Source organism: Bradyrhizobium sp. CCBAU 25338, assembly GCF_028128965.1.
In the GTDB taxonomy this organism is placed as follows: domain Bacteria; phylum Pseudomonadota; class Alphaproteobacteria; order Rhizobiales; family Xanthobacteraceae; genus Bradyrhizobium; species Bradyrhizobium liaoningense.
This window is the reverse complement of the sequence record NZ_LFKY01000038.1, coordinates 101,751-115,895: the sequence shown is the minus strand read 5'-3', so window position 1 is coordinate 115,895 and position 14,145 is coordinate 101,751. Positions and strand designations below refer to the sequence as shown.

At 64.6% G+C, this 14,145-nt stretch carries 18 protein-coding genes; 15 read left to right on the top strand and 3 right to left on the bottom strand.

Annotated features, from left to right (window positions below; genetic code table 11):
* The first annotated feature begins 109 nt into the window (after positions 1–109).
* The 4 genes from ACM42_RS20740 to ACM42_RS20725 all read left to right on the top strand — a co-directional run bounded on the left by ACM42_RS20740 (position 110) and on the right by ACM42_RS20725 (position 2,964).
* Entirely contained in the window at positions 110–478 is a 369-nt protein-coding gene (locus tag ACM42_RS20740; protein WP_271529671.1) for a YciI family protein, read from the top strand.
* Complete coding sequence (locus tag ACM42_RS20735) at positions 475–1,776, top strand: RNA polymerase sigma factor (RefSeq protein ID WP_271529670.1); 1,302 nt, start codon at positions 475–477, stop codon at positions 1,774–1,776. Before ACM42_RS20740 ends, ACM42_RS20735 begins: the two co-directional genes overlap by 4 nt.
* 205 nt (positions 1,777–1,981) lie before the next feature.
* Positions 1,982–2,521, top strand: coding sequence for an SRPBCC family protein (locus tag ACM42_RS20730; protein ID WP_271529669.1), 540 nt, complete (start codon positions 1,982–1,984; stop codon positions 2,519–2,521).
* A 29-nt stretch (positions 2,522–2,550) separates the two neighbouring features.
* Positions 2,551–2,964 (top strand): VOC family protein, encoded by a 414-nt coding sequence (locus tag ACM42_RS20725; protein ID WP_271529668.1) that lies wholly within the window; start codon positions 2,551–2,553, stop codon positions 2,962–2,964.
* A 113-nt stretch (positions 2,965–3,077) separates the two neighbouring features.
* On the opposite strand, the gene ACM42_RS38725 is transcribed toward ACM42_RS20725, so the two are convergent.
* The 3 genes from ACM42_RS38725 to ACM42_RS20710 form a co-directional block, all read right to left on the bottom strand.
* Positions 3,078–3,428: a hypothetical protein gene (locus ACM42_RS38725; RefSeq protein ID WP_442868936.1), complete on the bottom strand. Its 351-nt coding sequence runs from the start codon at positions 3,426–3,428 to the stop codon at positions 3,078–3,080.
* A 455-nt stretch (positions 3,429–3,883) separates the two neighbouring features.
* A complete protein-coding gene (locus ACM42_RS20715; protein WP_028180149.1) occupies positions 3,884–4,321 on the bottom strand; it encodes a hypothetical protein in 438 nt (145 codons plus the stop codon).
* Between the two features lie 121 nt (positions 4,322–4,442).
* Positions 4,443–5,231, bottom strand: coding sequence for an SDR family NAD(P)-dependent oxidoreductase (locus ACM42_RS20710; RefSeq protein ID WP_271529666.1), 789 nt, complete (start codon positions 5,229–5,231; stop codon positions 4,443–4,445).
* 253 nt (positions 5,232–5,484) lie between these two features.
* On the opposite strand from ACM42_RS20710, the gene ACM42_RS20705 reads away from it, so the two are divergent.
* The 11 genes from ACM42_RS20705 to tolB all read left to right on the top strand — a co-directional run bounded on the left by ACM42_RS20705 (position 5,485) and on the right by tolB (position 14,057).
* The gene (locus ACM42_RS20705; RefSeq protein WP_271529665.1) at positions 5,485–5,901 is read left to right on the top strand and encodes a YciI family protein; all 417 of its coding nucleotides are present in this window, start codon (positions 5,485–5,487) and stop codon (positions 5,899–5,901) included.
* A gap of 157 nt (positions 5,902–6,058) precedes the next feature.
* Positions 6,059–6,463 (top strand): YciI family protein, encoded by a 405-nt coding sequence (locus ACM42_RS20700; RefSeq protein WP_271529664.1) that lies wholly within the window; start codon positions 6,059–6,061, stop codon positions 6,461–6,463.
* Between the two features lie 46 nt (positions 6,464–6,509).
* A complete protein-coding gene (locus tag ACM42_RS20695; RefSeq protein WP_271529663.1) occupies positions 6,510–6,875 on the top strand; it encodes a YciI family protein in 366 nt (121 codons plus the stop codon).
* A gap of 129 nt (positions 6,876–7,004) precedes the next feature.
* Complete coding sequence (locus ACM42_RS20690; RefSeq protein WP_271529662.1) at positions 7,005–7,745, top strand: TetR/AcrR family transcriptional regulator; 741 nt, start codon at positions 7,005–7,007, stop codon at positions 7,743–7,745.
* 121 nt (positions 7,746–7,866) lie between these two features.
* On the top strand, positions 7,867–8,358 hold the full coding sequence (locus ACM42_RS20685) for a DUF2852 domain-containing protein (protein ID WP_271529661.1): 492 nt from the start codon (positions 7,867–7,869) through the stop codon (positions 8,356–8,358).
* A gap of 234 nt (positions 8,359–8,592) precedes the next feature.
* Positions 8,593–9,357, top strand: a complete 765-nt coding sequence (locus ACM42_RS20680; RefSeq protein WP_271529660.1) for a serine O-acetyltransferase — start codon at positions 8,593–8,595, stop codon at positions 9,355–9,357.
* A 171-nt stretch (positions 9,358–9,528) separates the two neighbouring features.
* Positions 9,529–10,050, top strand: coding sequence for a flavodoxin family protein (locus ACM42_RS20675; protein ID WP_271529659.1), 522 nt, complete (start codon positions 9,529–9,531; stop codon positions 10,048–10,050).
* 449 nt (positions 10,051–10,499) lie between these two features.
* Positions 10,500–11,216, top strand: a complete 717-nt coding sequence (gene tolQ, locus ACM42_RS20670; RefSeq protein ID WP_028180156.1) for a protein TolQ — start codon at positions 10,500–10,502, stop codon at positions 11,214–11,216.
* 43 nt (positions 11,217–11,259) lie between these two features.
* The gene (gene tolR / locus ACM42_RS20665; protein ID WP_271529658.1) at positions 11,260–11,709 is read left to right on the top strand and encodes a protein TolR; all 450 of its coding nucleotides are present in this window, start codon (positions 11,260–11,262) and stop codon (positions 11,707–11,709) included.
* Between the two features lie 3 nt (positions 11,710–11,712).
* The gene (locus ACM42_RS20660) at positions 11,713–12,672 is read left to right on the top strand and encodes a protein TolA (RefSeq protein ID WP_271529657.1); all 960 of its coding nucleotides are present in this window, start codon (positions 11,713–11,715) and stop codon (positions 12,670–12,672) included.
* A 41-nt stretch (positions 12,673–12,713) separates the two neighbouring features.
* Positions 12,714–14,057 (top strand): Tol-Pal system beta propeller repeat protein TolB, encoded by a 1,344-nt coding sequence (tolB, locus tag ACM42_RS20655; RefSeq protein WP_370123921.1) that lies wholly within the window; start codon positions 12,714–12,716, stop codon positions 14,055–14,057.
* Positions 14,058–14,145: the final 88 nt, after the last annotated feature.

Below are 14,145 nucleotides of genomic sequence, written 5' to 3'. Positions count from 1 at the left end.
GGCCCTCCTTGGCACGATCTGCCGGATTTTTCTTGCAAATTTTTTCCGCAGCCATGTCGGCGCGGGGCATATTGGCGCGTCTTCAAAGCAGACGAGGAAAGTGTCGCCTATGCTTTACGCCATTCTTTGCTATCACGACGAGGATTTCGTCGGCTCCTGGAGCAAGGAGCAGGACGAGGCCGTGATGAAGAAGCTCGCCGTGGTGCAGGAGAAGCTCACCAGGCAGGGCCGGCTCGGACCGGTGGCGCGGCTGTTGCCGACGACCGCGGCGGCGACCCTGCGCAAGGAGGACCCGCCACTGGTGCTCGACGGTCCCTATGCCGAGACCAAGGAGCAGCTGCTCGGCTTCTACATCGTCGATTGCAAGAATCTCGACGATGCGCTCGACGTCGCGCGCGAGCTGGGCGCTGCCAATCCCGGCGGTGCCTACGAGGTGCGTCCCGTGGGCGTGTTCCGGCCCGGAGGAGCTCTCACGTGAGCGAGACCGACACCGCCTGGATCGAGACTGCGCTGACCTCGGCGCGACCCCAGGCGGTGGGCGCGCTGCTGCGCTATTTCCGCGATCTCGACACCGCAGAGGAGGCTTTTCAGAACGCCTGCCTGCGCGCGCTCAAGTCCTGGCCGCAGAACGGGCCGCCGCGCGATCCCGCGGCCTGGCTGATCATGGTCGGCCGCAACGTCGCGATCGACGAGGTGCGCCGCGCCCGCAAGCAGCAGCCCCTGCCGGAGGACGACCTGGCCATCTCGGATCTCGATGATGCCGAGGGGAAGCTGGCCGAGCGGCTCGACGGCTCGCACTATCGCGACGACATCCTGCGGCTGATGTTCATCTGCTGCCATCCGCAGCTGCCGGCGACGCAGCAGATCGCGCTCGCGCTGCGCATCGTCTCAGGCCTCACCGTCAAGCAGATCGCACGCGCCTTCCTGGTCTCGGAAGCCGCGATGGAGCAGCGCATCACGCGCGCCAAGGCAAAGGTCGCCGACGCGGGCGTCCCCTTCGAAGCGCCCGGCGCGGTCGAGCGTTCCGAGCGGCTCGCCGGCGTCGCCGCCATGATCTACCTGATCTTCAACGAAGGCTATTCGGCGAGTGGAGACACTGCGGAGATCAGGAAGCCGCTGTGCGAAGAGGCGATGCGGCTGGCGCGGCTGCTGCTGCGGCTGTTTCCGAGCGAGCCCGAGATCATGGGCCTGACGGCGCTGATCCTGTTGCAGCACGCCCGCAGCGCCGCGCGCTTTGCCGAGGACGGATCGCTGATCCTGCTGGACGATCAGGATCGTTCGCTGTGGAACGGCACCATGATCGCGGAAGGTCTCGCGCTGATCGACAAGGCGATGCGTCACCACCGCAGCGGTCCTTATCAGATCCAGGCCGCGATCGCCGCGCTGCATGCGCGCGCAGCGACCCCGGAGGAGACCGACTGGACGCAGATCGATCTGCTCTATGGCGCTCTGGAAGTGGTGCAGCCGTCACCGGTGGTGACGCTCAATCGCGCGGTCGCGGTCTCCAAGGTCCGCGGGCCGCAGGCCGCGCTCGAACTGATCGAGCCGCTGGCACCGAAGCTCGCCAACTATTTCCATTTCTACGGCGTGCGCGGCGCCTTCCTGATGCAGCTCGGCCGCAACGACGAGGCCCGCGTCGCCTTCGACCGTGCCATCGCGCTCGCCAACACCTCGGCCGAAGCCGCCCACATCCGCATGCATCTCGATCGCCTGATCCGGGACAGCCAGCCGAAGACGGCCAATGGCGGCGCCAGGCAGGGCGCGAAGGCGAAGTAGGCCCGCCTGCTTCCACGTCGTCATGCCCGAGCTTGGTCCAGGCTTGTCCCGGGCATCCCCGGTCTTTCCCTCCGCGCCAAGAACGTGGATGGCCGGGACAAGCCCGGCCATGACGTGGGATGGCAGTGCGCCAAGGAATTTCTGTCCCATTGTCGGCCGGGGCCTCCCGCGTTCGTCCTAGGCTCCGTATCCCGGGGAGCCATTCATGCTGAAAGCCCTTGCCGTCATCGCTATCGTGCTCGCCGTCGGCATAGCCGCGGTCCTGGTCTTCGCATTGACAAAGCCCGACACGTTCCGCGTGGAGCGCAGTCTCGCCGTGAAAGCTCCGGCCGATGCGATCTTTCCGCTGGTTGCTGATTTCCATCGCTGGACCGCCTGGTCGCCCTATGAGGAGCGCGATCCCGCCATGAAGCGGACGTTCGGCGGAACCGCGGCGGGAAAGGGTGCCACCTATGCCTGGGATGGCAACAACAATGTCGGTGCCGGCCACATGGAGATATTGGAGGCGAACGGGCCCTCCAGGCTTCGCATCAAGCTCGATTTCGAGCGGCCGTTCGAAGGGCACAACACCGTCGAGTTCACCTTTGTGCCGCAAGGCGATGCCACTCTGGTCACGTGGGCGATGTACGGTCCGGCCCCGTTCCTGTCGAAGGTCATGCAGGTGTTCGTCAACATGGACAGCATGATCGGCAAGGATTTCGAGGCAGGTCTCGCCGGCCTGAAGAAGCTCACCGAGAAGCAATAACCTCACTGCAAGCGAAGAGGAGACAATCGATGCTCAATCCCTATCTGTTCTATCAGGATACTTGCGAAGCGGCGTTCAACTATTACGCCAAGGTTCTCGGCGGCAAGATCGATGCAATGATGCGGTCATCGGACGCGCCGCCGGACGTGCCGGCCGCTCCCGGCCGTGAGAAGATGATCATGCATGCACGGATGTCGCTGCCCGACGGCAGCGTGCTGATGGCCTCCGACGCGCCGGCCGAGCACTTTCACAAGCCGCAGGGCTTTTCGATCTCGCTCACACTCAAGGATCCCGCGGACGGCGAGCGCAAGTTCAACGCGCTCGCCGACGGCGGCTCGGTCACCATGCCCTTCAGCAAGACGTTCTGGGCCAAGGGCTTCGGCATGTGCGTCGACAAGTTCGGCATTCCCTGGATGGTGAACTGCCCGGCGGAGGGAATGTGACGGGCACGACCGCGCCCATGATCCGTTGAGTTGCGATCCCCTCTCTCCAATGCTGCGGGAGAGGGGACACGCATGGACTCCTTACCTCACGCGCCGATCGGCCGTTTGTCCTCTCACCGGATCGATCCGGTGACGTTCTCGCTCGGCGGCGACGACTCCACGCAGCGAGGGCAGATCAGGAGCTTGGTGCCGAGCCGCCTGTCGTTCTCCGCCTGTATTTCGTCATGGACCGCCCACCACGCCTGGGAATATGGCTGCAAGGTGCCGAGCACGCGTTGCCGCTCCTCATTGGGGTCACGCGCCGCGGGCGCGGGATTTGCCACGCGCCGCTTCGCGACGTGAGGACGGTTCGGATCCTTGCCAAGACCATCCCACGCGATGGGGCGACGTTCCTGCGCTGGAGCGCCTGCGCAAGCCATCAGCGCTGTGCAAAAACTGAGCAGGATGAGGCTGTATCGAATCATGCCGGGGCCTTTGCTACGTATGCGACGCGCAATCCGCGTGAAACACTTCGCGTCACGTCAATCTAATGGAACTCAACGCAAACGGACCAGCCGGCATGGCCGAATACGAATCGGAATTTCACATCACTTTGCTCGCGGAGTGAGGCCGCTTCGTGAAGCCGACTGCACCGCACAACAATTGGCGCAATATTGGGCTGTGATCTGCACACCAAAATCGCTAACTTTGCTTCATAAAATCTACAAATCAGGGCGGGGCGACTTGGAAGGGAGCGACCGATGGCGGCGGCGCTACAAATCAACTTTGCTCTTTGGGGAATGGTCATTTGCGTGAGCATGAAGCTCGTGCCGGTGGTCCAGACTTTGTTCTAGACGGCGAGTTCTCTGACGAGGTCGTGCAGCGGTTCCGACAACAATGGTTGTCAATGTCGGTCGCGAGACTATCAACGACGGCTTCGTCACCGACATCGCGGATAGATCGCGGCGAGGTCGCGCCCCTTCAACAGCAGCAGCCGTGAGCTCAGGCCGCCACGGCGGCTGATCCAGTCGCGCACCGGGCCGGGATAGGCGGCGAGCACCGCGACCGATGCTTCCGGCTCGGCATAGAAGCGCCCGCGCCGGTCCACAGAGCGCGCGGCGTGGAAGCCCAGCACCGCGCGCTTGGTGACGCAGATGCGCTCGCCCGGCACGATGCTCAGCACCAGCGTGCAGGCGGACAGGCAGGGGCCGTCGATCACCACGCGCTCGCCGCTCTCGCGCACTTTCTCGAACAGATCGAGGAACGGCCCGACCTGTCCGCCCGGTGACTGGATGATGCGGATCTCGGCCGCCGCGGGCGTGACGCCGAGCAGCGCGGATGCAAGCATCAGGGCTTTGAGGCAGGTGATACGTCGCATGAAGCTCTCCACCAACTCGCTCTTGTAGGGTGGGCAAAGCGTAGCGTGCCCACCATTGTCGCCTCATATCTGGAGAAGTGGTGGGCACGGCGCTTGCGCGCCTTTGCCCACCCTACACGGCTTACCCGTTTCGTCGTTGCCCGCGCAGCGTTGGCAGGCCGATACCCGCCGCATCGAAGCCGCCATCAACGGCTAAAATTTGTCCGGTGATGTAGCTCGCGCTCGCCGAGCACAGGAAATAGATCGCTTCCGCGAGCTCCTCTTCCAGGCCGTAACGGTTGAGCGGAATGGCGTCGTGATAGTCGGCGCGGATCTCCTTGGTGTGAACCTGCTTCGCCATCGCGGTGTCGACCGGTCCCGGCGCGACCGCGTTGACGCGGATGTTGAGGGAGGCGAGCTCGACCGCGAGCTGCTTGGTGAGGTGCGCAAGGCCGGCCTTGCTGGTGCCGTAGGCCGAGCGCAGCGTCGAAGCGCGCACCGCCGAGATCGAGGTGATGTTGACGATGGCGCCGCCATTGCCGTCGCGCATCAGGGGCACCGCCGCCTTGGTGCAGAGGAACGGTCCGGTGAGATTGACCTCGAGCACGCGGCGCCAGTCAGCGTCGGACGTCTCCATCAGCGGCGCGAACACCGCGATGCCGGCATTGTTGACGAGGGCATCCAACCGGCCGAACCACCGCTCGATCGTCGTCATTGCAGCACTGACCGCGGCTGCGTCGGAAACGTCGCACGTCAGCGCCAGCGTCGCCTCGCTCTTGCCGATTTCGGCGACCGCGCGGCCGAGCAACTCGCCCTCGATGTCGAGCAGCGCCACGCGCCAGCCCTCGGTCAGGAATTTCTTCGCGGTCGCAAGCCCGATGCCGCGTGCAGCTCCGGTGACGAGGGCAACTTTCTGCGGGGCTTGCGGCATTGGCTGATCTGTCCTGTGTCGGGGAGGGGCGCGCGAGCGCCGGCCCCTTTTACTTCGCTTTGGTTCAGGCATGAAAGGCCCCCGCGCCGCGCCAATCGAGCCCGATTCGGCCCCGAATGCGCCTGCCGCGGTCGCGCCGGCGCGCCTCTGGATAATTTTCCGCCCCGCTGTCGGCTCGGCAGAAGGTCGTTCGTCCTAGAGGGGAACGCGGGCCAGCTGTTTCCGCCCGCAGGACATATAACGGAGCAGGTCGATGCGTTTCATGGTGATCGTCAAGGCAAGCCAGGATACCGAGGCCGGTAAGATGCCGACCACCGAGATGCTGGCTGCGATGGGCAAGTTCAACGAGGAGATGGCCAAGGCCGGCGTCATCGAAGCCGGCGAGGGCCTGCATCCGACGGTGAAGGGCGCCCGGGTCAGATACTCGGCGTCCGGGCCAGGCGTCACGCGCGGTCCGTTCAGTCTTTCGCCCGACCTGATCGCCGGCTTCTGGCTGATCAAGACTGCCTCGCTGGACGAGGCCCTTGACTGGATGAAGCGTGCGCCGTTCGAGCCAGGCTCGGAGATCGAGATCCGGCAGGTGTTTTCGGCCGAGGATTTCGGCGAAGCCTTCACCCCCGAGCTGCGCGAGCAGGAAGAGCGCACGCGCGCGCATGCGACGAGGAAGTAGCTCTCCGCCGCCGCCATTTCCGGGGCGCGCATGGCGCGGCTCTGAAGCGCAATCGCGCATCGGAGAATTCACCGGGACCGGCGGCAATATGGATCAACGGATTCCGGGCTCGCGACCTTGTCGCGCCCGGAATGACAGCAAGCGACGAGGTAATCCCATGCGATTCATGATGCTGATGATCCCGCTCGGCTACGAGGCGGCACCGCCGGACGTTCAACTCGATCCCGAACGTGTCGCGGCGATGATGCGCTACAACGAGGCGCTGAAGGACGCCGGCGTGCTGATCACGCTCGACGGCCTGCATCCGCCATCAATGGGCGCGCGCGTCTCCTTTGCGACCGGCAAGCCCATCGTCACCGACGGCCCCTTCGCTGAAGCCAAGGAAGTGCTGGGCGGTTACTGGATGATCGAGGTCGCCTCGCGCGAGGAAGCGATCGCCTGGGCGAAGAAGTGCCCGGCCTCGGCCAACGAAATCATCGAGATCCGGCAGGTGCAGGAGGTGGCCGACTACTCGCCTGAAGTGCAGGAGGTCGTGGCCGGATTTGGCGACCTGAAGAAGTAGACAGCCGCCAGACGATTTTCCCATCAATCAACCAGAGGAGATATCCATGAGCGACGAACACCAATTTCTCGCCGTCTATCTCGGCAGCACGACCGGAACGAAGATGGCGGCCTGGCGCGCCCTGCCGGAGGCCGAGCGGAAGGCGAAGGAGCAGGAGGGCATGGCTGCCTGGCACGGCTGGGTCGAGAAGCACAAGTCCGTCATCGTCGAGATCGGCGGCCCGCTGGGCAAGACCCGCAGGATCGACGCGAGCGGCATCGCCGAGGTCAGCAATGCGCTGACCGGCTTCACGGTGGTACGTGCCGCCTCGCAGGAGGAAGCTGCCAGACTGTTCGAGAACCATCCGCATTTCGCGATCTTTCCGGGCGAGGCGATCGAAGTGATGCCCGTCCTTCCCATTCCGCGGATGTAGCTTCGGTGCGAGCTCGTTCCGGGCTCAATGCCGACGCATCGGCCCGGGCATGACCGTGGAAGTACGGGGTTAATCCTGCCTCATCGCCGCTAGTGACCTTCACGCCCGGCTCATGTAAAGGTCGTTCACATGAGCTGGCGCAAGGAGCAGGGCCGCGCCGAGCGCGGCTATCACCACGGCAATCTGAAGGAAGCCTTGTTGCAGGCCGCTCTCGGGCTGATCGCCGAGAAGGGTGCGGCCGGCTTCACCTTCGCCGATGCCGCGCGCATGGCCGGCGTCAGCGCGGCGGCGCCCTATCGGCATTTCCGCGACCGCGACGAGCTCCTGTCCTCGATCGCTCAGCGCGGTTTCGAGCAGTTCGAGGCGCGCCTGACCGCGGCCTGGGACGATGGGCGCCCCGATACGGTCACCGCGTTCGAGCGCGTCGGCAGGGCCTATCTCGCCTTCGCCCGCGAGGAGCCGGCCTTCTACAACGCGATGTTCGAATCGGGCCTGCCGGTCGATGCCAATCCTGCCTTGATGGCAGCGGGCGAACGCGCATTCGGCGTCATCCGCGCCGCCGCCGAGCGCCTCGCGGCGCTGACGCCGCCCGGCACACCGCGTCCGCCGGCGATGATGATGGCGCTGCACATCTGGTCGATGGCCCATGGCGTCGCCTCGCTGTTTTCCCGCGGCGATGCCGCGCGTCGCAAACTACCGATGTCGCCGGACGAGCTGTTAGAGGCCGAGGTGCTGATCTATCTGCGTGGCCTCGGTTTCCCGACCGACCGCCGTTCGGCCACGAAGGGGGCCGAGCCGCCGCCGGTGCCGCCGGAGGCTTCCTCCGGTTCGGGCGTGCCGCCGGGCGGACCCTGGGGCAAGCCGAAATAAAGTTGCTCAAATAATTGCGCGGGCCTGTCTGGCGGCCGGCTTGACAAAATCGCGGGATGGTCTAGCTATGTAAATGTTATTTACATTCACAACGGCGCAGGTGCCGTGATGGAGATGGGAAATGGCCTACACCGCTGATGTCAATCGATGGCGCGGCCCTTCGGACCAACACCAACAGTACGCGCGTCCCCGCATGCTCGATACGCCCTGGCATCCGGGCTGGATCGCCGTGACCATCCTCGGCTTCATCATCTGGTGGCCGATCGGACTTGCCCTTCTCTTTTTCACACTCGGGAGCAGAAGAATGTCGTGCTGGAACCATCAGGATCGCTGGCAGAACAAGATGGAGCGGATGCAGTACAAGATGGACCGCATGCGCGGCCGCATGGAGCGCAGCGGTTTCGGCTTTGGCTTCGGCCCGCCGTCTTCCGGCAACCGCGCCTTCGACGAATATCGCTCTGAAACGCTGCGGCGTCTTGAGGAGGAGCAGGTCGAGTTCAAGAACTTCCTCGACCGCCTGCGTCACGCCAAGGACAAGGAAGAGTTCGACCAGTTCATGGCGCAGCACAAGACGCGTCCGACCCCGCCGCCCACCGACCAGCAGCAGGGCTGACATCCAGGCCAGATATCTCTCAAAGCCTTCAGGCGCATGCCCCGAAAGTCCTGATGGCCCCGAGCCGCCCGCCTGCGCGATCCGCAAGGCGGGCGGTTTGGTTTCGGCGTGTTCGCGCTAGCGGGAGAGGCCGGATAGCCGCGCGAGAGGACGCGCATCCCGTGGACACCGCTGGCGCGTTGATCCGGACCGCCTATATTCGCCGTCACAGATGCACGCGGATCGGAGGCGACAATGCCGGAAGCTGCGATAAACGCGAGCGACGACCTCTGGCAGGCGATCCGCCGCGAGGCCCAGCGTGCGGCAGCCGCCGATCCATTATTCGGCAAGGCTCTCACCGGCGCCATCCTCACCCATGACGATTTTGCCGCGGCTCTGGCCGATCTGATCGGGCGGCGGCTTGGCGGCGGCGCCGAACGCGCGCGCTTCACATCCTTTTCCCGCGACGCCTTTCACCGCGAGCCGGACCTGATCGAAGCTGCCAGCCAGGACCTGGCGGCCATCGCGCGCCGCGACCCCGCTGTCACCGACCTGCTGCCACCACTGCTTCACTACAAGGGTTACCTCGCGCTGCAAGCCTGGCGCGTTTCGAACTGGCTCTGGCGCCACGACCGTCGCGACGCGGCGTTGCTGTTTCAGAACGAGGCGTCGAACGTCTTGCAGGTCAGCATTCATCCGGCTGCCAGCATCGGGTCCGCCGTGTATCTCGACCACGCCACCGGCATCGTGATCGGCGCCAACGTCGTCATCGGCGACGACGTCACCATCCTCCAGAACGTCAGCATCGGCCGCAGCAGCGAGCTGCCGGCGCGCTCGCCGCGCATCGGCTGCGGCGTCTACGTCGGCGCAGGCGCGAGCATCCTCGGCGACATCAGCATCGGCGATCTTGCAAAGATCGGCGCCGGCACTGTTGTGACGGGCGACGTGCCCGCCGGCTGCACGGTAGTCGGCAATCCTGCCCGGCTGACGAACTGCCCCAAGACGGTCTCGGCCGCCTGACGCGCCCTCGCTTAGAGCATGCGTTCCCACGGCTCTCGCACGTCAGGTCGCACGGCAAGATGTTTCAAACCGGGCTCGCTTTGACGCTTTCTCTGCGCCTGTTGACGTGAATCAAGCCGCGCGCATCGCGAACGCGATGTAGTTCGCCAGGCGGAGGCGAGGAGCACGACGATGGCGAACGCAAGGATACTCGTGGTCTATTATTCCCGGACCGGCACGACGCGCAAAGTTGCTCAATCCCTGGCGGCTGCGCTGTCCTGTGACAGTGAAGAAATCGCCGAGGCTGGTAGCCGCAAGGGGATATTCGGTTATCTACGCTCGGCCGTAGAAGCGCGACGGCAGATCCCATCGCGCATCGCCGCCACCGTCAGGGATCCATCTCTCTACGATCTCGTTGTGATCGGAACCCCGGTCTGGGCCTGGTCGCTGTCTTCGCCCGTCCGTGCCTACTTGCTCGCAAACAGGTCGAAACTCCCTGCGGTGGCGTTCTTCTGTACGCTTGGCGGGGCCGGCAGCGATCAGGTCTTCGGCCAGATGCGGGCGCTCGTCGGCAAGCAGCCTCTTGATTGTCTTTCCGTCACCGCGCGCGACGTGGCATCGACAAACTACGCACCGCGGCTCGCCACGTTCGTCGAGGCAATACAGCGGGCGATTGGGAACGGGCGCAGCGGTGCAGCGACGAACGCGGCCTGAGGGATTGCTCGTCCAGCGCTCTGGAAGATCTCTCTGCATCAGGAAGCGGTCTTTTGGGGGGTGCGGAGTGACGGTCGTGCAGAGCTCGAAACCGGGTTCCCGGACGCGGGCTCGGTCCTCGATTTTCCGGCCAGATGTCGCCGCCCGGGGCTGCCGGGGCCAAATCACTGGCCGGCCTGCCTTTCCGGCGACCAAATTCGCCGCCGGTAACCCCGCATTAACCAACGCCGGGCTCTGGTAATTGCGGACAGTCGCGCCCAAAGCCGTGTCGAGGCCCATAGTTTTGACATCTTGGCGGGGAATGCAGGCGGCCGGCTTTGGACGAGCCCTGCACCCCAGAAAGAACAAGGCTTTGAGCGGGCTTGCCGGCCGCGCGCGCGGCTGTTGGGGAACCGGCCATTTCGTTGGCCGGGACATCAGGTAACGATCGCCTTGAGAGGATACTGCTTATGAATCCGGCCGACGTGGCTCAGTCAGCCCTTCCGGTTGCCGCCTCCGCCGACGTGTCGCTGATTGCGCTGTTTTGGCAGGCTCACTGGATCGTGAAAGCGGTGATGCTGGGACTTCTGTCCTGCTCGGTCTGGGTCTGGGCGATCGCCATCGACAAGATCTTTCTTTACGCGCGCACCCGGCGCTCCATGGACCGGTTCGAGCAGGCGTTCTGGTCCGGCGAGTCGATCGAGGAGCTCTATCGCACGCTGTCGGCCAAGCCGACCCACTCCATGGCAGCCTGCTTCGTGGCGGCGATGCGCGAGTGGAAGCGCTCTTTCGAAAGCCATGCGCGCTCGGTCGCGGGCCTGCAGATGCGCATCGACAAGGTGATGAACGTCTCGATCGCGCGCGAGGTCGAGCGGCTGGAACGGCGCCTGCTGGTGCTGGCGACCGTCGGCTCCGCCGGCCCCTTCGTCGGCCTGTTCGGCACGGTCTGGGGCATCATGTCGAGCTTCCAGTCGATCGCGGCGTCGAAAAATACCTCTCTGGCGGTTGTCGCCCCCGGTATCGCGGAAGCGCTGTTTGCGACCGCCGTCGGCCTTATCGCCGCCATTCCTGCCACTATTTTCTACAATAAGTTCACGTCCGAGGTGAACCGGCAGGCCCAGCGGCTGGAGGGCTTCGCTGATGAATTTTCAGCCATTCTCTCGCGTCAGATCGACGAGCGGGGCTGACGGACGGCATGTATAGTGTGAAGGGCAATTTGGGCACCAGACCATGGGCATGAACGTCGCAGGTTCATCCGGAGGCGGCGGACGCCGCGGCCGGCGCAAGCCCGTTGTGGCCGAGATCAACGTCACGCCGATGGTCGACGTGATGCTGGTGCTGCTCATCATCTTCATGGTCTCGGCGCCGATGTTGACGGTCGGCGTGCCGCTCGACCTGCCCCAGACCCAGGCCAAGAGTCTCGAAAACAACGACCAGAAGCCGATCCAGATGTCGGTCGACATCAAGGGCAAGGTCTTCATCAATGATGCCGAGATCGCGCTGAACGAGCTGGTGCCGAAGCTCAAGGCGATCACGGATGCGCGGGGCGGGCTCGAGGAACGCATCTACCTGCGCGCCGACAAGAAGGCGGATTACGGGACGGTGGCCAAGGTCATGGGCCTGCTGTCCGGCGCCGGATTCAAGAAGCTGGCCCTCGTCACCGAAGCGGATCAGGGGTAAGCGGTGAAGGTGAACGTCGACAAGACACTCGTTGCGTCGATTGCCCTCCATGTCCTCGTGCTTGGATGGGGCCTCGTCACCTTTAGCAGCAAGGCCTATGTGGCGCCGGAGGAGTCGCTTCCGGTCGACATCATCTCCTCAGATCAACTCGCGAAGATGATGGCGGGGCAGAAGACCGGCGACAAGAAAGAGCCGAAGCCCAAGGTCGAGAAGATCGCGGAAGCCAAGCCCGAGGAAGACGCCGTCGGCAAGGTCACCGAGAAGAAAGAGCTGATCAAGACCAACTCGACGCCCGAGCCGCCGCCGAAACCCGTCGAGAAGCCGGTCGAGAAGAAGCCCGAGCCGCCGAAGCCCGTGGCCGAGGCGAAGCCGAAGGAAGAGCCGAAGCCGCAGGAAAAGAAGCCTGATCCGGCCAAGGAAGATCCGATCGCCGAGCTCCAGAAGAAGCTGGACACGAAGAAGCCGCCGCCGAAGCCCGTGGAGCAGAAGGTCGCGGCAGTGCAGCCGCAGCAGCAACCGAAACCAAAGGAGCGCACCTTCGACCCCGCGCAGATACAGCGCGACCTCGACAAGCGTGCCACGACACGGCACGAACTGACTGGATCGGCGCTGAATGCGTCGGCGTCGCTGGGATCGAGCACCGGCACGGCTGTCGCCAACGTCGCGACCTGGCGCGGTGCTTTCCAGGGCGCGGTCAAGCGCTGCTTCACGCCGACCTATAACGGGCAGGATGCCGACCAGTACGAAGCCGACATCGACATTCCCATGAAGATCGACGGATCGCTGGCCGCCGAGCCGATCGTCGTCGCGGTGCGGGGACCGTCGCGGTCGATCGCGCAGGCGGTGGCGGAGAGCGCCAAGCGCGCCATCGTGCAGTGCCAGGTCTATTCGTTCATGCCGAAGCAGCAGTACGAGAGCTGGAAGCTCATTCCGATGACTTTCGGTCTGAAAGATATGTTGTGACATCCGAACAAAAGAATTTTGCGATGAATGACGCCCGATCGATGAACCGCCGCCGCTTCATGACCCTGACCGGGTCGACGCTCGCGATGCTCGGCGGCGGACACGCCTTCGCTCAGGGGCAGCCGCGACTGCGCATCGATCCCACCGAGTTTCAGCCGGTCCCGATCGCGATCACCAATTTTGTGCCGGGATCGCCCTCCGACGGCGACGTCGGCAACGGTGTCACCCAGGTCATCACCAACAATCTGAAGCGCTCGGGCCTGTTCGCGCCGATCGACCAAGCCGCCTTCATCGAGCGCATCAGCAACATCGACGTCGCGCCGCAATTCCAGAACTGGAAGACCATCAACGCGCAGGCCCTGGTCACCGGCCGCATGACGCGGCAGCCGGACGGCAGGCTCAAGGCCGAATTCCGCCTGTGGGACGTGGTCTCCGGCCAGCAGCTTGCCGGCCAGCAATATTTCACCTCGCCCGAATATTGGCGCCGCATCGCCCACATCATCTCCGACCAGATCTACGAGCGGATGACCGGCGAGAAAGGCTATTTCGACAGCCGCGTGGTGTTCGTGGACGAGACCGGGCCGAAGGAGCGCCGCGTCAAGCGGCTCGCGATCATGGACCAGGATGGCGCCAATGTGCGCTATTTGACCCGCGGCTCCGACCTCGTGCTGACGCCGCGCTTCTCGCCGAACTCGCAAGAGATCACCTACATGGAGTTCGGCCAGGGCGATCCGAAGGTCTATCTCTACAACATCGAGACCGGCCAGCGCGAGATCGTCGGCAACTTCCCCGGCATGACCTTTGCGCCGCGCTTTTCGCCGGACGGCCAGCGCGTCATCATGAGCCTTCAGCAGGGCGGCAATTCCAACCTGTTCGTGATGGATCTGCGCTCGCGCTCGACCACGCGCCTCACCGATACGCCGGCCATCGACACCTCACCGTCCTACTCGCCCGACGGCGCCCGCATCTGCTTCGAGTCCGATCGCGGCGGCCGGTCGCAGATCTACGTGATGGCGGCGGGCGGCGGGCCGGCGCAGCGCATCTCCTTCTCCAAGGACGATACCAACGCAACCTATTCGACGCCGGTATGGTCGCCGCGCGGCGACTACATCGCCTTCACCCGGCAGGGCGGCGGACAGTTCGCGATCGGGATCATGAAGCCGGACGGCAGCGGCGAGCGGCTGCTTACCTCCGGCTTCCACAATGAGGGCCCGACCTTCTCGCCGAACGGCCGCGTGCTGATGTTCTTCCGCGATCCCGGCGGCAATGGCGGGCCGTCGCTGTACACGGTCGACATCTCCGGCCGCAACGAGCTGAAGGTGCCGACACCGGGCTTTGCCTCGGACCCCGCCTGGTCGCCGCTGCTGTCCTCGACGTCGGGCTGACAAGAGTGCAGCTAGAACATCGCGCGTTGCGCGATGTTTCCGAAAAGCGCGCCGATTTGTCGAGTTCGTTGCGCAAGGCAAGACTTCC